The organism is Azorhizobium sp. AG788, assembly GCF_943371865.1.
GTDB lineage: Bacteria > Pseudomonadota > Alphaproteobacteria > Rhizobiales > Xanthobacteraceae > Azorhizobium.
Genome location: NZ_CALRWL010000006.1, coordinates 76,373 through 98,622, shown reverse-complemented (window position 1 = coordinate 98,622; position 22,250 = coordinate 76,373). Strand labels below are relative to the sequence as shown.

General features: G+C 65.9%; 22 protein-coding genes. 10 read left to right on the top strand and 12 right to left on the bottom strand.

Annotation, left to right across the window (positions count from 1 at the left end; all coding sequences use genetic code 11):
- Window positions 1-255 precede the first annotated feature (255 nt).
- The 6 genes from tssG to tssA all read right to left on the bottom strand — a co-directional run bounded on the left by tssG (window position 256) and on the right by tssA (window position 7,332).
- Entirely contained in the window at window positions 256-1,308 is a 1,053-nt protein-coding gene (gene tssG, locus AAG816_RS05995; protein ID WP_341988639.1) for a type VI secretion system baseplate subunit TssG, read from the bottom strand.
- On the bottom strand, window positions 1,272-3,017 hold the full coding sequence (tssF, locus tag AAG816_RS05990) for a type VI secretion system baseplate subunit TssF (RefSeq protein ID WP_341988638.1): 1,746 nt from the start codon (window positions 3,015-3,017) through the stop codon (window positions 1,272-1,274). The genes tssG and tssF overlap by 37 nt, the downstream gene beginning before the upstream one ends.
- A 3-nt stretch (window positions 3,018-3,020) precedes the next feature.
- On the bottom strand, window positions 3,021-3,449 hold the full coding sequence (gene tssE, locus AAG816_RS05985; protein ID WP_341988637.1) for a type VI secretion system baseplate subunit TssE: 429 nt from the start codon (window positions 3,447-3,449) through the stop codon (window positions 3,021-3,023).
- A 93-nt stretch (window positions 3,450-3,542) separates the two neighbouring features.
- Window positions 3,543-5,030: a type VI secretion system contractile sheath large subunit gene (gene tssC, locus AAG816_RS05980; protein ID WP_341988636.1), complete on the bottom strand. Its 1,488-nt coding sequence runs from the start codon at window positions 5,028-5,030 to the stop codon at window positions 3,543-3,545.
- A gap of 57 nt (window positions 5,031-5,087) precedes the next feature.
- A complete protein-coding gene (gene tssB / locus AAG816_RS05975; RefSeq protein ID WP_341988635.1) occupies window positions 5,088-5,591 on the bottom strand; it encodes a type VI secretion system contractile sheath small subunit in 504 nt (167 codons plus the stop codon).
- Window positions 5,592-5,646: 55 nt separating this feature from the next.
- On the bottom strand, window positions 5,647-7,332 hold the full coding sequence (gene tssA, locus AAG816_RS05970; RefSeq protein ID WP_341988634.1) for a type VI secretion system protein TssA: 1,686 nt from the start codon (window positions 7,330-7,332) through the stop codon (window positions 5,647-5,649).
- A 419-nt stretch (window positions 7,333-7,751) separates the two neighbouring features.
- Between tssA and AAG816_RS05965 the strand changes: the two genes are divergently transcribed.
- From AAG816_RS05965 to AAG816_RS05940, 6 genes are all read left to right on the top strand, one after another.
- Entirely contained in the window at window positions 7,752-8,507 is a 756-nt protein-coding gene (locus AAG816_RS05965) for a GntR family transcriptional regulator (RefSeq protein ID WP_341988633.1), read from the top strand.
- A 105-nt stretch (window positions 8,508-8,612) separates the two neighbouring features.
- On the top strand, window positions 8,613-9,296 hold the full coding sequence (locus tag AAG816_RS05960) for an amino acid ABC transporter permease (protein WP_341988689.1): 684 nt from the start codon (window positions 8,613-8,615) through the stop codon (window positions 9,294-9,296).
- 9 nt (window positions 9,297-9,305) lie between these two features.
- Window positions 9,306-9,959, top strand: coding sequence for an amino acid ABC transporter permease (locus tag AAG816_RS05955; protein ID WP_341988632.1), 654 nt, complete (start codon window positions 9,306-9,308; stop codon window positions 9,957-9,959).
- Entirely contained in the window at window positions 9,943-10,671 is a 729-nt protein-coding gene (locus AAG816_RS05950) for an amino acid ABC transporter ATP-binding protein (protein ID WP_341988631.1), read from the top strand. The genes AAG816_RS05955 and AAG816_RS05950 overlap by 17 nt, the downstream gene beginning before the upstream one ends.
- Window positions 10,672-10,737: 66 nt before the next feature.
- Window positions 10,738-11,544, top strand: a complete 807-nt coding sequence (locus tag AAG816_RS05945; protein ID WP_341988630.1) for a transporter substrate-binding domain-containing protein — start codon at window positions 10,738-10,740, stop codon at window positions 11,542-11,544.
- A 221-nt stretch (window positions 11,545-11,765) separates the two neighbouring features.
- Window positions 11,766-12,545, top strand: a complete 780-nt coding sequence (locus AAG816_RS05940) for a VOC family protein (protein ID WP_341988629.1) — start codon at window positions 11,766-11,768, stop codon at window positions 12,543-12,545.
- Window positions 12,546-12,639: 94 nt separating this feature from the next.
- Here the strand turns inward: AAG816_RS05940 and AAG816_RS05935 are convergent, their stop codons facing one another.
- From AAG816_RS05935 to AAG816_RS05910, 6 genes are read right to left on the bottom strand one after another with little or no spacing between them, the layout of a single operon-like run.
- On the bottom strand, window positions 12,640-13,950 hold the full coding sequence (locus AAG816_RS05935; RefSeq protein ID WP_341988628.1) for an LLM class flavin-dependent oxidoreductase: 1,311 nt from the start codon (window positions 13,948-13,950) through the stop codon (window positions 12,640-12,642).
- Window positions 13,951-13,954: 4 nt separating this feature from the next.
- Window positions 13,955-14,734 (bottom strand): ABC transporter permease, encoded by a 780-nt coding sequence (locus tag AAG816_RS05930; RefSeq protein WP_341988627.1) that lies wholly within the window; start codon window positions 14,732-14,734, stop codon window positions 13,955-13,957.
- Window positions 14,731-15,552 (bottom strand): ABC transporter permease, encoded by an 822-nt coding sequence (locus tag AAG816_RS05925; protein WP_341988626.1) that lies wholly within the window; start codon window positions 15,550-15,552, stop codon window positions 14,731-14,733. The genes AAG816_RS05930 and AAG816_RS05925 overlap by 4 nt, the downstream gene beginning before the upstream one ends.
- Complete coding sequence (locus AAG816_RS05920; protein WP_341988625.1) at window positions 15,549-16,565, bottom strand: ABC transporter substrate-binding protein; 1,017 nt, start codon at window positions 16,563-16,565, stop codon at window positions 15,549-15,551. The genes AAG816_RS05925 and AAG816_RS05920 overlap by 4 nt, the downstream gene beginning before the upstream one ends.
- A gap of 31 nt (window positions 16,566-16,596) precedes the next feature.
- A complete protein-coding gene (locus tag AAG816_RS05915; protein WP_341988624.1) occupies window positions 16,597-17,382 on the bottom strand; it encodes a class II aldolase/adducin family protein in 786 nt (261 codons plus the stop codon).
- Window positions 17,379-18,287, bottom strand: a complete 909-nt coding sequence (locus AAG816_RS05910; RefSeq protein WP_341988623.1) for an ABC transporter ATP-binding protein — start codon at window positions 18,285-18,287, stop codon at window positions 17,379-17,381. The genes AAG816_RS05915 and AAG816_RS05910 overlap by 4 nt, the downstream gene beginning before the upstream one ends.
- A 308-nt stretch (window positions 18,288-18,595) precedes the next feature.
- Between AAG816_RS05910 and AAG816_RS05905 the strand changes: the two genes are divergently transcribed.
- From AAG816_RS05905 to AAG816_RS05890, 4 genes are all read left to right on the top strand, one after another.
- Window positions 18,596-19,255: a GntR family transcriptional regulator gene (locus AAG816_RS05905; protein ID WP_341988622.1), complete on the top strand. Its 660-nt coding sequence runs from the start codon at window positions 18,596-18,598 to the stop codon at window positions 19,253-19,255.
- 68 nt (window positions 19,256-19,323) lie between these two features.
- Window positions 19,324-20,103: an SDR family oxidoreductase gene (locus AAG816_RS05900; RefSeq protein WP_341988621.1), complete on the top strand. Its 780-nt coding sequence runs from the start codon at window positions 19,324-19,326 to the stop codon at window positions 20,101-20,103.
- Between the two features lie 101 nt (window positions 20,104-20,204).
- The gene (locus tag AAG816_RS05895) at window positions 20,205-21,338 is read left to right on the top strand and encodes a pyridoxal phosphate-dependent aminotransferase (RefSeq protein ID WP_341988620.1); all 1,134 of its coding nucleotides are present in this window, start codon (window positions 20,205-20,207) and stop codon (window positions 21,336-21,338) included.
- Window positions 21,339-21,369: 31 nt separating this feature from the next.
- Window positions 21,370-22,248 (top strand): alpha/beta hydrolase, encoded by an 879-nt coding sequence (locus tag AAG816_RS05890; RefSeq protein ID WP_341988619.1) that lies wholly within the window; start codon window positions 21,370-21,372, stop codon window positions 22,246-22,248.
- The last annotated feature ends 2 nt before the right edge of the window (window positions 22,249-22,250 follow it).

The following is a 22,250-nucleotide window of genomic DNA, read 5'->3' as shown; positions in this document are numbered from 1 at the left end:
CCGTCGCTGCCCCCGCAGCCCTCCAGCGCGCTCGTGCCGCGCCCGGCCTTGCCCCTCGTGCCCCGGAGAGTCCGGGACGGCGTGCGACATCAGCCGAACCGCTCGCGCGCCAGGACACGCACGTATGGCCCTGGTTGCGGTCTGCCCCGACGTCGGGGCGCGCAACTGCCCTTGCGCACCGGAAGATCCGCAGAGGTACCTTCGTCGCGAACGGTGACAGAGGCATAACAACCGGGCAGATCACGCACATAAGGGTCATACGGTTGCCATACGCCGGTCACCGGCAAAGTCGGCGCGCCCCGGCTGGGCGGCGGTAGGGGCGGCCCAGGTGTCCCAGCCCAGGCGCGCCGCGCCGAGGACGAACGCGGGTACCGCGCCGGGTGCCAGTTCCAGGCGGATATCGAAGGCCAGCGGGTCGCGCAGGGAAAGCTCCACCAGATCCACCACCGCGGCGAAGGTCGGCTGGTCCGGCAACACGGCGCGAAATGAGTCCTGGTCCAGGGGGCCGATGACCACCCGGAACATGCCGGCGTGGTCCACCACCTCGCCCCCGGCGATGAAGTCGCCGCCCAGTTCCGGTGGGGTGTCCCCGAGACGGGTGCGCTTGTCCGGCGGAATGGTGACGATGCGCGGCACGAACTCGTCGATCCGCACCGGCAAGCCGGTGCAATGGGAAATCACCCCGGCGATGATCGAGGCCGACAGGCTGTAGCAGCTCAGCAGCCCGGCATAAGGCAACAGCGTCGCCCGATGCACCGTGCCGCCCGCGGGCATCAGGCCGATCAGCGCCGCCACCGCCTGCGAGATCGCATCGCCGCCGCCGGCGCTGTAGCGCAGATGGTGGCGCTGCTGCTTCCAGATGCGCACCAGCAGGCCGGTGAGGCGATGGTTAAACAGATCCAGGAACAGCCCGAGCGCCCCCGCCGCCCCGTCGCTGCCTATCACTTGCTCAGTGTAGGCCGGCGGCAAGGGGGACGATGGCCCATAGAGCCCGAGGAAATTGACCTGCATATGGGCATGGCCGGTCTCCCCATTCCACGTCAGCGCCTCCACCTCGCCCGGCGGATAGCCGAGTGAAGCATGGGCACCGAAGCGCAGGCGCTCGCGGGCGGGATCGCCGGTGGTGCCCAGCGGCGGGGCATCGGGAAACAGCCGCTCGAAATGCATCGCCAAGGCGAAGAAGGCCGCGCGACGAGGATCCAGCGCATCAAGCGCTGGCTGGTCGATGGTCTCTCCGGAAGAGGTCTCTCCGGCGCTGGTCTCGGTGCCGGTCACAGCGGCTGCGCCGTGCCGCGCCGGGGCGGCCATTCATAGCGCACATTGGTCTCGCTGCCGCGGATCGCGAACTGGTGCATGCTGTTGACGGTGGCGAATGCACTGAGCATGCGCTCCACAACGCAGCCCAGCAGGAACATTTCCGCTTCCCCGCCCACCTTGCTTTCCTGGCACACCAGGGTGTAGTGGCGGATGCGCACCGGCACGCCGCGCAGGACCACGTCGCCGGTGCCGTGCTCGAACTGTTCCAGCCCGTCCAGCAGCAATTCCAGCCGGCGGCGGGCCTGTTCGTCCTGCACCGCGCGGAAGTCGAAGGTGGCGATCAACTGCTTGAACGTGCCCACATCGGCGATGGAGTTGAAGTTGCACGCCAGGCTTGCCACCAGCCGCCACAGCAGCCCATCCGCCAGCGGTGGCGGCACTTCGCCGGTGACGCGGGCGATATTCTCGAAGGTGAGCCCGCTGGGCGTATTCACCCCCGGCTGATTCACCGCGCCCACCGGCAGCCGTTCCGCCAGCCGTCCGCTGGAGCAGGTCAATTCGATGCTGACGGTCTCGGCTGCGGGAATGACCCGGCGATCCAGCCGACTGACGAACGAGATGTAGTGATCGATGCGGCGGCCGACCACGGAGGGGGTGATGCGGGTGCGATAATAGGCGCCTCCGCCGCCGCCCGGCAGGTCGTGGCGGAAGGATTCGAACGGCACATAGTCGATCCGCTCGGATGAGCCTTGCACGAAGCCAGCCACTTGCGTGACGGTGTGGATGGACAGCGGATCGCCATCTAGCGGCGTGATGCGATACTCGGTCTTGGCCACTTCCACATGGATCGGCGTGCCGGCGGCGGGGAAGAGATTGACCGCAGGCGTGCAATTCACCCGAATGGCGTCGCGCGACACCCGCACCTGCTGCGGCAGGGGGCGATCGAACACGAACACGAGGTCCAGGGTCCGTGCGGCGGTTTGCGCCGCGGCGCCGAGGCCGGAGATGTCCACATAGAGGAATTTCTGCGGCACCAGCAGATATTCCTGCAGCAGCCGAAACCCCTCGACCGCATTCTGTGCCTGGGCCAACACCGCCTCGTCGGTGCCGAAGCCCACGGGCGAGACCGCGCTCGGGGGCAATGTCAGCAGCGTCTCATCACCGGAGCGGACCACGACGCGTCGCAGATGGCGCCGCATCCACAGATAGAGGGTGCGTCCCACCAGCGGATCACGGTCCGCACTGAAATGCAGCCGCAGCGGCCGATCCGCGAAGGCCGTGAAGCCGGCCTGGGGCAAAGCGGTGAGGGTGGCGGTGAGTTCGGCGGCGGTGGCGGTATTCTCCAGGTCAACCTGAGTCACGTCCAGCGGCAGGACGTCCAGCGGATAGCAGGTCACAAAGGGGCAGGTGGTGCCGTCCAGGGGGCGGGAGCGAACCTGGGTGCCCCGCGGCACCGTCGTCGGCGCGCCATCGCCGCCGCCGGTCTGGCGAAAGCACAAGGTGGTGGTGGGTGGGATCGGCTGGAGATAGGGCGGCCAGATCAGCCGCAGCAGCCCATGCACCAGTTCGGGTAGATCGTCGTCGAGACGTTGGCGCAGATTGGCGGTGAGGAAGGCAAACCCCTCCAGCAGCCGCTCCACGTCGGGATCGGACGCCTTGCGGGAGAGGAAGCCGGCCAGCTTCGGGTTCTCCCGCGCAAACATGTCGCCGAGGTCGCGCAGATAGGCGAGTTCGTCCTCGTAATAGCGGTTGAGCGCCATGGCCTATCCCATCACCCGGACGAAGCCGTCATTGTTCAGCACGGTGTCGAACGACAGTCGCTCCACCTGGTCGCCCACCACCAGGGCCGCATGGATGCGGAAGGCGAGCCGCAGCGGGTTGCTGCGATCGGGCACATGGCGAACGGTAATGCCGGACAGGCGCGGCTCGAATTCTTCCACCTGCGCGCGCACCGCATTGGCGATGATGCCGATGGCGTCGGGAAAGCGGCCCACCAGCCCGTTGAAATCCGGCATGCCGTAGTCGGGGCGGATCTGGCAGCAGCCCGCGCGGGAGTTCAGCACGCTGCGCATGTTGGTCAGCACGCTGTCCAACAGTTCGGAGGTGTCGGCAAACTCGCCGCTGATGCGCGGCGCATTCGGGCGATCGACATCCGCCGCCAGCAGGCGCTCGACCAGGGTACGCTGGGCCATGGGACAGTCACCAAGCGGGAAACGGCGCCGCGACACGCGGCGCCGGAACAGGGCCTGCGCCGGGGCGTGCCCGGCGCGGGGGAGATGGCGGGATCAGGCCTTGTCCAGCTTGCCCTTGAGGGTGAGGGTGAAGTCCGCGCCCATATATTTGAAGTGCGGCTGCACGGCCATGGAGACGCGGTACCAGCCGGGCTCGCCCTGCACGTCTTCCACCTGGATGGAGGCAGCGCGCAGGGGCCGGCGGGAGCGCACCTCGGCGGAGGGGTTCTCCTGATCGGCCACATATTGGCGGATCCACTTATTGAGCTCGCTTTCCAGCTCCACGCGGGTCTTCCAGCTGCCGATATTCTCGCGCTGGAGCACCTTGATGTAGTGTGCCAGTCGATTGATGATGAACATGTAGGGCAGCTGGGTGCCGAGCTTGTAGTTCAGCTCGGCTTCCTTGCCTTCTTCGCTGTTGCCGAAGAACTTCGGCTTCTGCACCGAATTGGCGGAGAAGAAGGACGCGTTGTCGGTGCCCTTGCGCATGGTCAGGGCAATGAAGCCCTGCTCGGCCAGCTCATATTCGCGCCGGTCGGAAATCAGCACCTCGGTCGGGACCTTGCTCTGCAACTGGCCCATGGCTTCATAGGTGTGCAGCGGCAGGTTTTCCACCGCGCCGCCGGACTGCGGACCGATGATGTTCGGGCACCAGCGGAACTGGGCGAAGCTGTCGGTGAGGCGGGTGGCGAAGGCATAGGCCGCATTGCCCCACAGATAATTGGCCGTGGTGCCGGCGGAGTCTTCGGCATAATTGAACGACTTCACCGGGTTGCTGTCCGGCCCATAGGGCAGGCGCAGCAGGAAGCGCGGGGCGGTCAGGCCCACATAGCGGGCGTCCTCGCTCTGGCGGAAGCTGTTCCACTTGGCATATTTCGGGCCCTCGAAGATCGACTGGAGATCCTTGAGGTTGGCCAGCTCCTCGAACTGGTCCACGCCGAACATCTCGGTGCTGGCAGCGCCGATCACCGGGGCATGGGACATGGCGCCGACGCTGGCCATGTATTGCAGCAGCTTGATGTCCTGGGCGCCGGGGCCATAGTCGAAATTGGTGATCACCGCGCCCACCGGCTGGCCGCCGAACTGGCCGTATTCCGCGGTGTAGACGTGCTTGTAGAGGCCCGAGCGGACGATCTCCGGCGCATCGTCGAAGTCCGCCAGAAGCTCGTCCTTGGAGGAGGAGAGCATCTCGATCTTGATGTTCTGGCGGAAGTCGGTCTTGTCCACCAGGAACTTGAGGCCGCGCCACGCGGATTCCAGCTGCTGGAAGTTCTCGTCGTGCAGGATGGTGTCGAGCTGCTCCGACAATTTCTGATCGATGGTGGCGATCATCTGGTCGACGACGGCGCTGTTCACCTTTTCGTCGGTACGGGTGGGCTTCAGCAGTTCGGCGACGAAGGCGGCGACGCCGCGCTTGGCGACGTCATAGCCGTCGTCGGTCGGACGCAGCTTCGTCTCCAGCAGGATCTGGTCGAGCATGGAGGTTTCGGCGACGGTGGTGCCCGCTGCGCCGTGGGTTTCCGTGGAAGCTTCGGTGCTCATGGATCAAGTCTCCAAATGTGCCCGACCGCGCTGGGCGCAGGTCGCTGCACGCGGGGGTCAGGATTTGGCGCTGTCGGTGCCGGCCTCGCCGGTGAGTTCGGTGAGGAACCGCTGCCGGGTGGCTTCGTCCTCGATCACGCTCTGGATCAGCTTGCGGAACGCCGGGATGTTGCCCAGCGGTCCCTTCAGCGCCACCAGCGCCTCGCGCATCTCCAGCAGCTTGCTGAGCTCCGGCACCTGCTTGACCACCGCTTCCGGCTCGAAGTCCTTCAGGCGGCTGAACTTGAGGCTCACCGCCACCTTCGCATCCGGGGCCGCCTCGTCCAGCTTGCTGGCCACCGAGAGGTCCAGCGACAGGTTCTGGCTCTTCAGGACGTCGTCGAAATTGTCCTTGTTGATGGAAACAAGGGGGCGCTCCTCCACCGGGCGCTCGTCGGGGCGCAGCGTATAGTCGCCCACCACCAGGAGCTTCAGCGGCAGCTCGACTTCTTCCTTGGCATTGCCGGTTGCGGGCCGGTAGCGGATGTTTACCCGTTCCTTCGGCGCGACGGACTCACTCATGGTCTAGGCTCCCCGGCTTCAAAAAGTGTGCGCGATGCACGGCAATTGGGATGGGTTACGCATGGGCGAACCGCGCGGCGGTCCGCAGATCCAGGGCGGCGAGCCGCTGTTGTGCGCCTTCCAGCGCCGCGCGCAGGCCATCGTCTCCCAGCACCTTGGCGGCGGAGGGATGGCGGAAGGCGCGCATGGCCAGTCCGGCCGCCTTGAGCGCGAGCGCCGGCTCCCAGAAATCCAAGGTTCGGGCCTCGGCCACCGCCTGGAGATGCACCACCAGCGGCAGCGCCACGCCCGGCAGATCCATGTCGAGGCACAACTGGGCTTGAAGCGCCTGGATATCGAACACCTGCCGCCCATGGCGGGCGAGGTCGCGGGCGGTGGCGAGGCGATCCAGCGCCTCGGACTTGTTGCCGGCGGCGATGAGGGCGCGCACATCGTCCTGCAATTCGGACAGGCCCTCGGCGGGCGCCTCGGCGGGCGCCGCCGTGCCGGAGCCCACATGCTGGCTCAGCCAATCGCGGGTGGCGGCATCGGCAAAGGGCGTGCCGTCGGAAAAGGTCAGCTCCAGCAGCGCCGGCAGGCGGCGGACGAAGCCGGCCACCGCCTCCAGAACTGCAGCCACGGCTGTGCCGTAGCGCGGCCCCAAGGCCGCCAGGGCATCGCAGACCAGGCGATTGCCATCGAGCCAGAACGGCGCCGCGGCGATCATGCCTTCGAGCATGCGGATGACGGCGTCATGTTCGCCTGCCCGTTGCAGGGCCTCCAGGCTCTGGAGCCGCTGGGCGCCGGGGGCGAAAAGCTGAGTGGTGGTGCCCGCGGCCTGGGGGGGGATGGTGATGTCCAGCCAGGCGGAGACGCGAGTGAGGCGATAGCTGCGCGGGTCGGCAAGATTTGCGTCGCGCAAACTGGCTGCGTGCAGACGCATGCTCTCGGCCAGCGCGCTCATGGCCCGGTCCATGTCCGCGCCAGAGGCGGGCGCCGCCGGTGGGGGCGTGACAGGTGTCATGGGCGCCGCGGCCGGTGAGGTCTGAGCCGGCTGGGCCTGGGGGGCAGGCGTCGTGGTAGCAAGTGGTTGAGGGATGGCAGCGGGCTCTGCCACGACCGCGCTCGCGGCGACTTCTGCCTGCGCGGCCCCGTCGGTCGCGGCCTTGGCCGCTGCGGCCGCACGGGCGACTAGGTCCTTGGCATGGGCGGCCTTTGTCCGCATCAGGCGCACCAGTTCGCCGATGGCCACCTGTTCCTTGACCAGCTTGCCCGGCAGCAACTGCTGCAACTGGTCCAGCACCGCGCTGGCATGGAGTACCGCGGCGGCATCCTCCGCCCCCAGCTCCATCTCGCTGACCAGGGGCACCATGCGGCCTGTCAGCCAGTCCAGTGCGCCGACCCGCGCCCGCTCGCGCTTGGGCAGGATTTCGTCCCAATGGTCCGTGATCATCGGACCCAACAGGGAGAGGCCGACCGCAAGGCCACGCCAACGCTCGGTCTGGGTCAGGGCGTAGAGGGTCCAACTGACCAGAAGCAGGTCGCGGCCGCGGTTGGTGATCAGATCCAGGCCGCCATTGGCTACCTGCGCCCACCGCACGCCGGCGGGGCCTTCGGTATCGATGCGGCGGACCTCGATTTCGATCTCTTCGAACGCCGGGTCTTCGCGCACATCCACGCCAAGCGGCGCGCCCGCCGACAGCGGCGCCGCCAAAGCAGCGCAGCGCGGATCCCCGAAGACGGCGATGTCGGTATCGCTCATTCCCACCCATGCCCGCGCGCTGCGGACGGCCCCCGCCGCCTGCGCATCGCCGCTCCTTGTGGCGGGGTTGTTTGACGGTGGTGTGAACTCTCAATTGCGGTGGTGCGACAGTGGCGCTTTAGCTGCCCATGGCGTCGTACGGCGCGACCGACCGCTCACGGGTGCGACCGACCGGTCTGGATGTCCAGCGGCCATTTCCGGTTCGCCATCGGTGCTCGACCTCTCCGTGCTGAGCGTCCGACGACTGCCGCCACCGGCAGCGGATCAGGACCTTTCCACCTGCACCTGCATCCGCATTCGCATCGACGCGCCTGCAGTCTCCTTGCCCATCTAGCATATCTGATATACTAGTCTGCACGCGACATGGGATGGCGACCGGCTTGCCGGCGGATCGTCCTGGCGCACACGAGGAAACGACCATGCGACGCCGGCTTGCTGCTGGCCTCCCCCTTCCGTGGGGCGGCGACGGCAGCCGCGGCTTGACCGCGGCCACCATCATTCATCAGCGTTTGCGGGACGAAATCGTCTCCATGCGACGCAGCCCCGGCGATGCGATCTCCGAAAAGGACATCGCCGCCGCCCATGGCGTCAGCCGGACCCCGGTGCGCGAGGCGCTGCTGCGCTTAGCGGACGAGGGGCTGGTGGAGATCGCCCCCAAGTCCGGGACCTTCGTGTCCCGCATCCCGGTGGACTCGCTGCCCGAATCCATCGTCGCCCGTATCGCGCTGGAGGAGGTCACGGCCCGTACCGCGGCCGAACTGGCCACCGGCAGCGCCATCTCCGGCATGCGCGCCATCTTGGAGCGCCAGACCGAGGTCGCCGCCCAGGGCGAGCAGGACCGCTTCTATGAGGCCGACGAGGCCTTCCACCAGTCCATTGCCGAGGCGGCGGGCTATCCCGGCATCTGGCGGGTGGTGCTGCAACTGAAGATGCAGGTGGATCGCTATCGGCGTCTCACCCTGCCGCAGCCGGGCCGTATGGTGCGGGTGATCTCCGAGCATGCGGCGGTGGTGGACGCCATCGCCGCCCATGACCCCGACCGTGCCGCCGCCGCCATGCGCGCCCATGTGGAAGGTCTGCGGGCCAGCCTCGGCGAAATCCGCGACGTCAACCCCAGCTACTTCATCGGCGACGTTGGCGAGGCCGAGCGCCTGGCCGACGTGGCCTCCCGCTGATCCCGATCCCTTTTACCAAGGCCTGAAGGACAAGATGCGCACGGGACGAGACATCATCCGGGCCGCTGGCCCCATCGCATGGAATGGCCGGAGTCCGCGCCGGCCATGAAGTACAAGTTCGATTTCGAAGCCCTGGTGGAATACTGGCCGCAACTGCTGGACGGCGCGCTGCTGACCATGGAGATGACCGCCATCGCCACCGTGTCGGGCCTTGCGCTTGGCACCATCGTGGCCATTGGCCGGCGTTCGCAGAACCGGGTGCTGTCGCGCCTTTCGGGATTCTATGTGGAGACGGTGCGCAACACGCCGTTCCTGATCCAGTTGTTCTTCATCTATTTCGGCCTCGCCAGCGCCGGCATGCGGCTGCCGGTGTTCATCGCGGCGGTGATCGCCATGGTGTTCAACGTGGCCGCTTATACCGCCGAGATTGTCCGCGCCGGCATGGATGCCACGCCGCGCGGGCAATTGGAGGCGGCGGACAGCCTCGGCATGTCCACGCCGCAGATCTACTGGCACATCATCCTGCGCCCGGCGCTGGAGCGGGTGTATCCGGCGCTGACCTCGCAATTCATCCTGATGATGCTGGCCACTTCCGTCACCTCGCAGGTGTCGGCCGAGGAGTTGACCGGGGTCGCCAACAATATCCAGTCGAACACGTTTCGCTCGTTCGAGACCTTCATCGTGGTGGCGGGCATCTATCTGCTGCTGACGCTGATCATGAAATTCGCCTTCTGGCTGCTGGGCCTCGCGCTGTTCACGCGGCGCCGGCGCCTCGGCACCCCCTTGTAGGAGCGCGGGATGGCCCAGACCTTCACCCTCGCCCATGTGGGCTACATGCTGGAAGGCGTCCTGTGGACGCTGATCCTCTCCGCGCTCGCCTTCGTGCTGGGCGGCTTTGCCGGCTTCGGCATGCTCTTGCTGCGCATCTCGCGCTTCCGGATCGTGCGGCAGCTGTCGTTCGTGGTGGTGCAGATCATCCAGGGCATTCCGCTGCTGGTGATCCTGTTCGCGGTTTATTTCGGCCTTGGGATCGTCGGCGTGCAGGTGCCGCCGCTGGTGGCCGCCGGCATCGCCATGATGATCTATTGCGCCGCTTTCCTCGCCGAGATCTGGCGCGGCTGCGTGCTGGCGGTGCCGCGCACCCAGTTCGAGGCCGCCGAATGCGTGGCGCTGAGCCGCTGGCAGACCCTGACCAAGGTGATCCTGCCCCAGGCCCTGCGCATCGCCACCCCGCCCACGGTGGGCTTCATGGTGCAGGTGGTGAAAAGCACCTCGCTCGCCTCGGTGGTGGGCTTTGTAGAGCTGACCCGCGCGGCGCAGATCATCAACAATTCCACCTTCCAACCCTTCCTCGTGTTCGGAATTGCCGGCGCCATGTATTTCGCGGTGTGCTGGCCCCTGAGCGCCTGGAGCCGCGTGCTCGAAAGGAAGCTCCATGTCGGCCGTCATTGAGCTGAAAAATGTCCACAAGAGTTTTGGTCAGGTGGAGGTGCTCAAGGGCGTGTCCTTGAGCGTCCAGCGCGGCGAGGCGATCGCGGTGATCGGCCGCTCAGGATCGGGCAAGTCCACGGCGCTGCGCTGCGTCAACCGGCTGGAGACCATCCAGTCCGGCGAGATTTTCGTCTGCGACCATGCGGTGCATGATCCCAAGCTCGAAGTGCGCAAATTGCGCCTCGACGTGGGCATGGTGTTCCAGAGCTACAATCTCTTTCCGCATCTGACCGTGGAAGAGAACATCATGCTCGCCCCGGTGACGGTGAAGAAACAGAAGAAGGCCGATGCCCGCCAGCTGGCGGCCGAAGCCCTGGCGCGGGTGGGGCTGGCGGAGAAGGCGCAGGCCTATCCTGAGCAGCTCTCCGGCGGCCAGCAGCAGCGCGTCGCCATCGCCCGCTCGCTGGCCATGCAGCCGCAGGTGATGCTGTTCGACGAGGTGACCTCGGCGCTCGATCCTGAACTCACTGGCGAGGTGCTGCGGGTGATGGAGGATCTGGCCAAGGCCGGCATGACCATGCTGGTGGTGACCCACGAGATGAGTTTCGCCCGCCGTGTCGCGGACCGCATCGTGTTCATGCACCAGGGCCTGGTCTGGGAAGTGGGGACGGGCGAGATGCTCGCCGATCCCCAGACCCCGGAACTGCGGGCCTTCATGTCCCACGGGCTTTAGCCCCCACGCCTTTCCCCAACCCGGCGCAGTTCGGGATCGACCCCAACCACTCAGGAGGACAACGCCATGACCTTGTTGACGAAATTCGGTGCCATTGCCTTTGCCGCCGCATCCCTGGCCTTCGCCGCCGCCCCGGCCGCGCGCGCGGACCAGCTGGACGATATTCTGAAGGCCAAGAAGATTCGCGTGGCGGTGGTGCTCGGTACGCCCTTGTTCTCGTTCGCCGGGCCGGACCTCAAGCCCACGGGCTCGGACGTGGAAACCGCCCGCATGCTGGCCAAGGACATGGGCGTCGAGGTGGAGTGGGTGGAGATCACCACCGCCGCTCGCGTGCCCACCATCCAGACCGGCAAGGCCGACATCCTGGTGGCGTCCCTGGGCATCACGCCCGAGCGCAAGAAGGTGATCGACTTCACCATTCCCTACGCCACCCTCGACATCATCGTCGCCGCCCCCGAGGGGACCGCGATCAAGGATTATGCCGATCTCTCCGGCAAGCGGGTGGGCCTCACCCGCGCCACCGTCAACGACCAGTTGGTGACCGCCAATGCCAAGGGCGCCGAGATCGTGCGCTTCGAGGATGACGCCACCCTAATCGCCGCCGCGGTATCGGGGCAGGTCGACGTGGTCTCCACCCAGCCGCCGCTCATCGCCATGATGAATGAGAAGCGTCCGGACCGGCCGCTGAAGACCAAGTTCGTCATGCGCGAACTCAACCTCGGCATCGCTCTGCCCCAAGGCGAGCCGAAGCTGAAGGCATGGCTGGACGAGTGGATCCGCAAGAACATGGCCAGTGGCGCCCTGCCCACCATGTTCGCCAAGTTCCACGGCCGCGAATTGCCGAAGGATCTGGCGGAGCGGGTGGTCAACTGATCCACCTACTCTGCTGAGCGCAGAAGGCCCGGCGTTTGATCGCGCCGGGCCGTCTGTCGTTTGGGGTTATGGTGGCGTCGGCTGGGGGAGGCCTGTGTCCTGTCGGAACCGGTGCGCCCCGTGCGTCCTTGACCGGGCGGGTGGCTCGAGGGATGGGCGTACGGACTGTCGCACGGGTGCCATGCTCGCCACGCTTCACTGGTTGAGGGAGGATCGCAAACATGGCCCATCGGCACGGATTGTTCACCTGGTACGAATTGATGACGTCGGACCTCGCCGGCGCGCAAACCTTCTACGGCGCTGTGGCGCAATGGACGATGCGGGATTCCGGTGCGCAGGGGATGACCTACATCCTGGCCTCGGCCGGCAGCACGCCGGTGGCGGGGCTGATGACCCTGCCGGAGCATCTGGTCGCCAAGAGCGTGGCGCCGCATTGGCTCGGCTATGTGGGGGTAGACGATGTGGATGCCACCGTCGCCGAGGTCTTGCGCCTTGGAGGCAGCGTCCATGCGCCGGCGGACGATATTCCCGATGTCGGGCGCTATGCGGTGGTGGCCGATCCCCAAGGCGCCACGTTCGGTGTGATGAAATGGATCGAGACCATGGCCGGCCCGCAACCGGACCAGATGGCCGTGGGGCAGACCGGCTGGCACGAACTGATGGCGGCAGATTGGGAAGGGGTGTTTCCCTTCTACAATGGCCTGTTCGGCTGGGAGAAGGGCACTGCGGTGGATATGGGCCCCATGGGCGTCTACCAGCTCTTCACGATAGACGGAAAAGACATTGGCGGCATGTTCACCAAGCCGGCGGACGTGCCGGTGCCGTTCTGGCTCTACTATACCAATGTGGATGACATCGACGCGGCGGTGCAGCGGGTTCTCAGTGGGGGCGGGCAGGTGCTGAACGGTCCCATGGCGGTCCCCGGTGGCACCTGGATCATTCAGGCCATGGATCCGCAGGGCGCCATGTTCGCGCTGGTCGGTCCGAAGACCATCGGCTGAGGCGGCAGGGGCGTCATTGCGATCGGGGATGCCGTGATGGCGCTCCGATCGCATCCTGGATGAGGCGCGGTCGACGCTCCGGCGGATCGCCGGCTCAGACGTCCGGCGAAAACGCCTTATTGGCTGGCCGCTCCAGCCCCAGATGATCCCGCAGCGTGGTTCCGGTGTAGTCCGCGCGGAACAGACCGCGCGCCTGGAGGATAGGAACCACCAGATCCACGAAGTCTTCGAGCCCTGCCGGGAAGTAGGGCGGCATGATGTTGAAGCCATCGGCGGCGCCAGTCTCGAACCAGTCCTGGAGCGTGTCGGCGATGCTCTCGGCGGACCCGCACAGCACCCAGTGCCCGCGCGCCGCGGCCACCAGATTGTACAGATCGCGCAGGGTCATCTGCTCGCGCTTGGCCTTGGCCAGCATCACGCCGGTGAACGAGTGGTAGGTGTCCGCCTTGGGCATATCCGGGATGGGGCCGTCGAGATCATAGCCGCTCATGTCCACGCCGAAGCGCTCCGAGAGCATGCCCAGGGCATTGGTGGCATTGACGAAACCCATGAGCGCATTCAGCTTGTCCCGCGCCTCGCGATCGGTGCGGCCCACCACCGGCATCACGCCCGGCATCACGCACACGTCTTCCGGCCTCCTCCCCAGGGCCGGCAGGCGGGCTTTCAACGCCTCATAGCCGACGCGGGCTTCGTCGATATCCTGGACCACCGCGAACACGAGATCCGCCGTGCGCGCCGCCAATTGCTGGCCCGGCTCCGAGCCGCCTGCCTGGGAGATGATGGGGTGGCCCTGCGGCGCCCGGCCGATGTTGAGCGGCCCCTTCACCTTGAAGAAGGGCCCGTCATGGTCCAGCGGCTTGACCTTGGTGGGGTCGATATAGACCCCGGTGGTGCGGTCGGCGACGATGGCATCGTCCGCCCAGCAATCCCACAGGCCCTTCACCACCTCAAGGAACTCGCCGGCGATTTCATAGCGCCGGGCATGGTCGGGATGCACCGTGCCGAAGTTCGCGGCGGCGGCGGGGGCGGCGGTGGTCACCGCATTCCAGGCGGCGCGACCGTGGCTGATATGGTCCAGCGAGGCGAAGGCGCGGGCCACCGTGAACGGGTCCGAATAGGTGGTGGAGACGGTGGCGCCGAGGCCGATGCGCGAGGTGACGGTGGCCACCGCCGCCAACAGGGTCAGCGGCTCCAACCGCACCGTATAGGAGGGGTGGGCGGCGGGATCGGCATTAAGGTTGTCGCCCATGAAGATGAGGTCGAACTTGCCCCGTTCGGCGATGCGGGCGATCTCGCAGACCGCATCGATGTCCTGGAAGCTGTCGAAGGCGCCGGGGGTGCGCCAGCCGGCGATATGGCTTCCGGTTCCCAACAGGAACAGGCCGAGATGCATCTGCCGTGTCATGGCTCTATTTCCAGAAGATGATGCGCCGCTCGGCAAAGCCGATCAGGCCGAAGAAAGCGAGGCTGGCGGCGGAGGCCACGAAGATGGCGCCCCACACCTGCACGAAGTCGATCTGCAGCACCGCCTGATAGATCACCCAGCCCAGGCCCCCATAGGCGCCCAGCATTTCGGTGACGATGGCGACGATGATGGAGCGCACGGTGGAGACCCGAAGGCCCGCCGCCATCAGCGGCAAAGCGGTGGGCAGGCGCAATCGCCACAGGATGGCAAGCCGCCCGGCGCCGAACGAGCGCAGCAGATCGACGGAGCGGCGATCCACCCGGTCAAAGCCGGCCAGGGTGGAGAGGAACACGGTGAAGCTCACCGCCAGCGCCACCATGACGAATTTCGACGGCATGCCGATGCCGAACCACAGCAGGATCAGCGGCGAATAGGCCACCACCGGCACCGAATTGATGGCGGTGGCCGCCGGCAGCAGCACGCCACGGGTCAATGGCACCAAGGTGATGATGACCGCCAGTCCGACGCCGATCAGCGCGCCGATCACATAGCCCACCACCGCCTCTGTGAGGGTGAAGCCGGCGGCGGTGAACAGGATGGCGCGCTTGGCATAGATGCTGGCGAGGATGTCACTCACCGCGGGCAGCGTATAAGCGGGCAGCTGGAAGCCCCGCGCCACGCCTTCCCACGCCAGAACGAACAGCACCATGCCCAGCACGCCGCGTTGAAGCGTGCGCCCGCTGGCGCGCGGCACGGCGGCAATGATATCGGGGGCGGCGCTCATTGCTCGGCTCCCCAGAACACCAGGACGCGCTCGGCAAACGCCACAGCGGAGTAGAAGCCGGTACCCAGCAGAGCCGAGACCAGGAGGGTGGCCCAGATGCTCACCACATTCTCCGTATACATGCCCTGAAGCAGGAGCACGCCGAGGCCGACGGTGTCGCCGAACCATTCGCCCACGATGGCGCCCACCAGGGCCAGCGAGGAGGCAAGCCGCAGCGCCACAAAGATCTGCGGCAGAGCGGTGGGGAATTGCAGCCGCCGCATCAATTGCCCCGGCGAGGCGCCGAACGAGCGCAGCAGCGCCTCCTGGCGCGGGTCGACGCTCTCCAGGCCCAGCAACGTGTTCACGGTCACCGGAAAAAAGGTGAGGTAGAAGGCGATGGCGGCTTTCGCCAGCAGCGTGTTGCCAAACCACAGCACCACCAAGGCGCCAAACGCGATCACCGGAATGGTCTGCGACACGATGAAGATGGGGAACACCAGTTCCCGCAGCGCCCGCGCCCGGAAGAACAGCAGGCCCATGCCGACCCCGAACAGGGCGCCGCTGATGAAGCCGATCAGGGTTTCGCTCAGCGTCCGCAGGAAGCCCTGGATATAAGGCGCCGGCGTCTGCAGTAAAGCGGCGAAAATGGCGGTGGGGCGGGGCACATAATAGGGCCGGATGGCGAACAGGATGACGAGCGCCTCCCAGGCGGCGAACACCGCCACCAGGACGGCGAGCCCGCGCGCGAACCGCACCAGGCGGCCCGCGGCGAATTCCGCCCAGGAGGAGGGGACACCCGGCCCTGAGGCCGGGTGGACGAGGGGCGCTGCGCTCACGGCTTGCGATCCGCCAGCGGAATGGCTTCCAGGAACGAGGTGTTGAAGGTGGCGGCCAGATCCACCGGCTTGGAGATCACCTTGGCGTTCAGGAACAGCTCCTGGGTCACCTTCACGGCATCCATGTCGATCCAGAACAGGCCCTTCTCCGCCACCTTGCCGGCCACCATCAGCTTCTTGGCCTCGGCCAGCTGGAATTCCTGGTGGGCCCGATCCAGGGTCGGGGCGATGGCCATCACCGTGTCCACGGCGCCCTTGGGATCGTTGAAGGCGTCCTTCCAGCCCTTGATCGAGGCGCGCATGAACGCCTTCACCAGGTCCGGCTTCTCCTTGGCGGTGGTCTCGGAAACGATCAGCGTGTCACGCGGGAAGGTGATGCCGCTGTCTTCCGCCACGAAGGTCCGCAGCTTCTCTTCGCCCATGCGCGTCTTGATGGTGTAATACTCATTATACCGCGTGGCAGTGATCACATCCACTTGGCCATCCACAAACGGCGTGACGCTGACCTGCTGCGGCTGGATGGTCACAAGCGCGGGGTCGATGCCGTTCTTGGTCAGGATGGCATTCAGTACATGGTTGGCGCCGGTGAACCAGGTGGTGACGGTCTTGCCCTTGAAGTCCTGGATGGTCTTGATCGGGCCGTCCGCACGGGCCACGAACACGAACGGCGTCATCTGGTGCGAGATGCCGATGCAGACGATGGGCAAATTCTTGTCACGGGCGGCGAACACGCTGTCGAGGCCGCCGGACAGGCCGAAAGTGTCGGCGCCGGTGGCCACCAGGTTTTCCGCCAGCAGGTTCGGGCCGCCCGGATTGATGGTGAGGTCGATGCCTTCGTCCTTGTAGTAGCCCTTCGCCACGGCGACATAGAAGCCCGCGAACTGGGTCTGCGGCAGCCACTTCAGGCGCAGGGTCGCCTTGGTGAGATCGGCGGCGGGCGCCGCGGTCATTGCGCCACCGAGCAGCGCCACGCCAGCGGCAAGGGCGGCAAGCACGTTACGTCTGTTGGTCATGAGTTCAATCTCCGGAAGGGAAGGCGGTTTCTTATTGGCGATAGGAGGGGTCTTCGCGGTCAAGCTGGCGCATCAAGGCGGGCCATTCCCGCTCGCCGGCGATCAGGATGTCGCCGTGCTGCTCCCAGAACTGGCGGGCGGCGCGCTCATTGACCTCATGGGGTGGGATCACCAGCTTGACGCCGGACGCGCAGGCCGCCTGCATGGCCAGCTGGATCTTCGCCGCCCGCTCGAAATAATACAGCAGCATGAAGGCCTCACCCGGCGTGCGGCCCACGGTGAGAATGCCGTGGTTGCGCATCAGCATCACCTTGTGGGGGCCGAGATCGCGCACCAGCCGTTCCTGCTCGTCCAGGTCGATGGCGACCCCCTCATAATCATGGAACGCCTGGCGCTGATAAAAGCGCATGGCGAACTGGCTGAGCGGCAGCAGGCCATCTTGCTGGCCGGAGACTGCGACGCTGGCGTCCGAATGGGTGTGGAGCACGCAGGCGGCGTCATGGCTGGTCTTGTGGATGGCCGCATGGATCACGAACGCCGCCAGATTCACCTCGTAGGGCGTCTCCTGGAGTTTGCGACCCTCGGTGTCGATCTTCACCAGCGACGAGGCCGTGATCTCGTTGAACAGCAATCCATAGGGATTGATGAGGAATTGGTCCTCATGGCCGGGCACGCGGGCGGAGATGTGATTGTAGATCAAATCGTCCATGCCGAGCTTTGCCACCATGCGATAGCAGGCGGCCAGCTTGACCCGTGTCTCCCATTCGGAGGCATCCATGTCGGCGGGGAGGGCTGTGGAGATCGTCTGAGCGCTCACGGCTGCACCTCGGGCATGGCATCGGTTTGCGGGGCCGCGGCCCCGGACGCGAGGAAGGACTTCATGGCCTCTTCCTCAATGGCCTCCAGCACGATGCGCTTGAGGCCGATGAACTCGGGAGAGGTCACCAACTCCGCCGCACGGGGGCGCGGCAGGTCCACCGTCAGTTCCAGCTTCACCCGGCCGGGGCGGGCGGACATGACGATGACCCGGTCGCCCAGGAACAGCGCTTCGTCCACGTCATGGGTGATGAACAGGATGGTGCGCTTATGCTTGCGCCATACATCCAGCAGCCAGCGCTGCATCATGGAGCGGGTGAGGGCATCCAGCGCGCCGAACGGCTCATCCAGCAGCATCAATTCACGCTTGAACAGGAAGGTGCGCATCAGCGCCACCCGCTGGCGCATGCCCCCCGACAGTTGGTGCGGATATTGATCGCCGAAGCCGGCGAGGCCGAATTCCGGCAGCATGGCGCGGGCCTGGGCGCGGGCGTCCTTGCGCGGCGTGCCCTCGATCTCCAAGGCAAGAATGGCGTTGTCCACTACCGTGCGCCAGGGCAGCAGCAGGTCGCGCTGCGGCATGAACGAGACTTTGCCCAGCAATTCATGCGCATGGACGCTGCGGCCCTCGAAGCGCAGGACGCTGCCGGCATCGGGCTCCTCCAGCCCGGCCACGATATTGAACAGCGTACTCTTGCCGCAGCCGCTCGGCCCCACCACCGTGACGAACTCGCCGGGCGCAATCGTCGCGTCGAAGCTCTCGACCGCGGTGACGGTGCCGAACCGCTTGGACAGGCCACGCATCTCCAAGAGCGCGGCGACGTTGGAGGTTGCGGGCGTTGGTGATCCTGAGGCTGCGTCCGGCTGCCCCATCGGGCGCGCCGTGCCGCTGGTTCCTATGGTCAAACGCGGGTCCTTCCCAGCATGTATAATGAGTGGCGATTTCGGCATGCGCCAAACCGGCAAGTCTGGGATTTGAAAAGCAATGCGCGTGCCAAGCGTCCTTGCCGTGCCCGGGATCGCGGAGATATGCAGGCTTGCTGCGCCCAGAGTGCTGGATCTGACGGGCGGCCCGCGATTTGCAAAGATCTGGAACGAAAGCCGTTGGCTGAGTTGGATCAGCGGCGCAATGTATACTGAGATTGATAAAAGGTGCGCGTATGGACAATTTTCGTGCACAAGGAGAGGCAGCGTGCCCGGTGAATGAGCAGGAAATGCCTGCACGTGCCGTGGGGATCACCTTGGCCGAGCGGCTTCGGCGTGAGCTGGAGGCGGCCATTGCCGCCGGGCGGCTGGAGCCGGGCAGTCGGCTGGACGAGCAGGAAATCGCCGCGCGCTATGGTGTCTCCCGTACGCCCGTGCGCGAGGCGTTTCGGCTCCTGGCGGCCAGCAATCTCGTGGAGTTGCGGGGGCGGCAGGGGGCGGTGGTTCGATCCATTGGCGCCCATGCGCTCATCGAGATGTTCCAGGTGATGGCCGAGTTGGAAGGCCTCTGTGCGCGGCTTGCCGCGCGCCGCGCCAGCCCGGAACAACTGGAGAAGCTGCAGGCGATTCACCAGAAGTTGGAACAGGTTGCGACCCTGCGCGATGTGGACCTGTTCTATGATGTGAACCAGGAGTTCCATGAGGCCGTCTATGAGGCATCGGCCAATGCCTTCCTGGCCGATCAGACCCGCAAATTGCGCAATCAGGTGGCCGCCTATCGGCGCCGGGTGACGCGGATGCCGACCCGCATCGCCGACACGTTGCGCGAGCATGCGGAGGTGATTGCGGCGGTGCAGGACCATGATGCGGAGCGGGCGCATCGGGCCATGCGCGACCATGTCAACCTGCTCGGCGACAACCTTGTGGACTTCCTCGCGGCCTTTGGCTGACCTCTATCGCCATCTTGGTATGCATATTGCAGAGATTTGTATATCGGATCTAGGCCAGGAGAGCTGCCTTGAAGTTGGACCTGACGAACAAAACCGCCCTGATTACAGGGGCTTCCAAGGGCATTGGGCTGGCCGTGGCGCAGGTGTTTGCGGCGGAGGGGTGCCATCTGCATTTGGCGGCGCGCAATGGTGCGGCGATGGAGGTGGCGAAGGGGGAGCTGGAGGCGGCTTATGGGGTGCGGGTGACGGTCCATGCCCTGGATCTGTCCAGCACCAGCGCCATGGAACAATTGGTGCAAGCCGTTGGGCCGGTTGATATTTTGGTCAATAATGCCGGCGACATCCCCGCCGGCTCGCTGGAGGTGGTGGATGATGCCGCCTGGCGGCAAGGTTTCGATCTGAAGGTGTTCGGCTATATCACGCTGTCGCGCGCCTTCTACAAGATGATGAAGGGCCGCGATGGCGTCATCGTCAATGTCATCGGCAATTCCGGCGAGAATTGGGATGCCAGCTATATTGCCGGTTCCACCGGAAATGCGGCGCTGATGTCGTTTACGAAGGCGCTGGGCGGTGCGAGCCTCAATGACGGCGTGCGGGTGGTGGGGGTCAATCCCGGTCCCGTGGCCACCGATCGCATGCTGAAGATCATGAAGCGCAAGGCCATCGACATGCTCGGCGACGAGAGCCGCTGGGAGGAATTGTTCGACAAATATCCCGGCAAGCGCCCCGCCACCTCCGAGGAAGTGGCTGATCTGGTGGCGTTTTTGGCGTCCCCCCGGGCGGCCTATATCACCGGCACCAATGTGACCATCGACGGCGGCATCTCTGCCCGCGGCTCGGTGATCTGAGCCTGACGTCCAGCCCGCGCCTCGGCCGCCACGGGCGGCGGGGCGTCGTTGTCCTTGATCCGGCCCTCCCATGCGGTCGGGCGTTTGTCTTGGGGAATACCATGTCCAGCGCACGCCAGCGCAATCGCTATTTCGATGCGCTTTCCACCACGCCCGGCCTGATGTGGCTGGGGCAGAACACCAATCACATCCCCTCCCACCCCGCCGTCAAGGCGGCGATGATCGGGGCCATCGAGGGCGGGGAATTCAACGCCTATGCGCCTCCGCTGGGGTTCGAGGCGCTCAGGGCCGGGATCGTCGAAGACCTGGGAACCCCCGGCGCGGAGGCGCTGGTGACCGAGGGCGGGGTGTCGGCTTTGGCCATGGTGTGCCGGGCTTATTGCAAGCCGGGCACCACCTTCGTCACCACCGACCCGACGTGGAAGTGGCCGTGCCTGTTTGCCCGTCAGGCGGGTGCGTTGGTCATTGAAATCCCCATTTACGACGCCGCGTGCCATTACCGTCTCACCCCTGCGGCGCTGAAAGCCGCCGTGGATGAGCGCACGTCGGTTATCTATCTGGTGGACCCCAACAATCCGCTCGGCATCCGCTATACGCAGGACGAGATCGAGGCCTTCGCCGCCATCGCCCGCGACGTCGGCGCAGTGTTGGTACACGATTGTACATACCGCGATTTCGCGGATGGACATTATCCCGCGCTGCACGCCTCGCCGGAAGGCTCGGTGGTCTCCCTGTCCTTCTCAAAATGGCTGGGTCTGGCCGGCCTGCGCATCGGCGCTCTGGTCGCCTGTCCGGAGATTCTGGATCGCTGTGCCGAGGCCGCCACCAGCGTGCTGGGCGCCAGCGTCATTGCCCAAAGGGCGGCGCAGGCGGGGCTGGCGGTGAAGGGCGAGTGGATGGGGGAGGTGCGCCGCATCGACCGCGCCAACAAGGCCAAGATCCATCAAGTGGTCAGTGAAATCAATGGCTTGGCGCTGCCGATCTATCCCTCGCACGGCAATTTCCTGGTGCTGGAGACCATCGGCGCCGGCATCCGCCCGGAAGCTTTGGTTGAAGCCGCCCGGCGGGAAAATATGATGATCCGCCAAGGCACTTACCACACCGAGCGGTTCGGGGATCGGTTCGTCAAGGTCAGCACCTCGGTGCCGGAGACCTGGATCGACACCTTCTGCGAGCGCCTGCCGGCCCTGGTGGCCGAGGCCCGCACCCTGAACGATGTCGGTGCACAATTCTGATCCGTTTGTATACACGAAATCCGAGGCCCCCATGTTCGTGACCACCAAGGACGGCATCCAACTGCACGTGGAAGAGGCAGGAGAGGGCACGCCCATCCTGTTCGTGCATGAATTCGGCGGCAATCATCAGAGCTGGGAGCCGCAGATGCGGTTCTTCGCCCGCCGCCACCGGGTCATCACTTATGCCGCGCGCGGCTATGCCCCTTCCGACATCCCCGCCGACATGGAGTCCTATTCCCAGGCTCTGGCTGCGGATGATGCGGTGGCGGTGCTGGATGGCTTGGGCATCGCCAAGGCCCATATCGTCGGCCTGTCCATGGGCGGCTTCGCCACCGTGCACTTCGGCCTGCGCACGCCGGAGCGCGCGCTCTCGCTGACCATCGCCGGGGCCGGCTATGGCTGCGAGAAGGAATTCGAAGAGTATTTCAAGGGCGTCTCCCGCGAGGTGGCGGATAATTTCGAGCGCCAGGGCGCCAAGGAATTCGCCAAGATCTATGCGCTGGGCGCCAGCCGGGTGCAGTTCCAGAACAAGGATCCGCGCGGCTGGCAGGAGTTCGCCGATCGCCTCGCCACCCATTCGGACATCGGCGCGGCCATGACCATGCGCGGCGTGCAGGCCCGCCGGCACTCGTTCTGGGATCTGGAAGAGGGCCTGAAAGCCATGACGGTGCCCACCCTGATCATGGTGGGTGATGAGGATGACCATTGCCTCCAGCCGGGCATCTTCCTCAAGAAGACCATCCCGGCCTCGGGCCTCTGCGTGTTCCCCAAGACCGGCCACACCCTCAATCTGGAAGAACCCGCCGCCTTCAATGCCCAGGTAGCGGAGTTCATCGCCCAGGTGGAAGCCGGCCGCTGGCTGCCGCGCGATCCCCGCGCCATTCCCGGCCAGATCATGCGGACCACTTGAGC

Bases quoted from the DNA above. Each gene is read 5' to 3' on its own strand.
- tssG (WP_341988639.1), bottom strand. From the start codon at position 1,308: ATGGCCGCCCCGGCGCGGCACGGCGCAGCCGCTGTGACCGGCACCGAG.
- tssF (WP_341988638.1), bottom strand. From the start codon at position 3,017: ATGGCGCTCAACCGCTATTACGAGGACGAACTCGCCTATCTGCGCGAC.
- tssE (WP_341988637.1), bottom strand. From the start codon at position 3,449: ATGGCCCAGCGTACCCTGGTCGAGCGCCTGCTGGCGGCGGATGTCGAT.
- tssC (WP_341988636.1), bottom strand. From the start codon at position 5,030: ATGAGCACCGAAGCTTCCACGGAAACCCACGGCGCAGCGGGCACCACC.
- tssB (WP_341988635.1), bottom strand. From the start codon at position 5,591: ATGAGTGAGTCCGTCGCGCCGAAGGAACGGGTAAACATCCGCTACCGG.
- tssA (WP_341988634.1), bottom strand. From the start codon at position 7,332: ATGAGCGATACCGACATCGCCGTCTTCGGGGATCCGCGCTGCGCTGCT.
- AAG816_RS05965 (WP_341988633.1), top strand. From the start codon at position 7,752: ATGCGACGCCGGCTTGCTGCTGGCCTCCCCCTTCCGTGGGGCGGCGAC.
- AAG816_RS05960 (WP_341988689.1), top strand. From the start codon at position 8,613: ATGAAGTACAAGTTCGATTTCGAAGCCCTGGTGGAATACTGGCCGCAA.
- AAG816_RS05955 (WP_341988632.1), top strand. From the start codon at position 9,306: ATGGCCCAGACCTTCACCCTCGCCCATGTGGGCTACATGCTGGAAGGC.
- AAG816_RS05950 (WP_341988631.1), top strand. From the start codon at position 9,943: ATGTCGGCCGTCATTGAGCTGAAAAATGTCCACAAGAGTTTTGGTCAG.
- AAG816_RS05945 (WP_341988630.1), top strand. From the start codon at position 10,738: ATGACCTTGTTGACGAAATTCGGTGCCATTGCCTTTGCCGCCGCATCC.
- AAG816_RS05940 (WP_341988629.1), top strand. From the start codon at position 11,766: ATGGCCCATCGGCACGGATTGTTCACCTGGTACGAATTGATGACGTCG.
- AAG816_RS05935 (WP_341988628.1), bottom strand. From the start codon at position 13,950: ATGACACGGCAGATGCATCTCGGCCTGTTCCTGTTGGGAACCGGAAGC.
- AAG816_RS05930 (WP_341988627.1), bottom strand. From the start codon at position 14,734: ATGAGCGCCGCCCCCGATATCATTGCCGCCGTGCCGCGCGCCAGCGGG.
- AAG816_RS05920 (WP_341988625.1), bottom strand. From the start codon at position 16,565: ATGACCAACAGACGTAACGTGCTTGCCGCCCTTGCCGCTGGCGTGGCG.
- AAG816_RS05905 (WP_341988622.1), top strand. From the start codon at position 18,596: ATGCCTGCACGTGCCGTGGGGATCACCTTGGCCGAGCGGCTTCGGCGT.
- AAG816_RS05895 (WP_341988620.1), top strand. From the start codon at position 20,205: ATGTCCAGCGCACGCCAGCGCAATCGCTATTTCGATGCGCTTTCCACC.
- AAG816_RS05890 (WP_341988619.1), top strand. From the start codon at position 21,370: ATGTTCGTGACCACCAAGGACGGCATCCAACTGCACGTGGAAGAGGCA.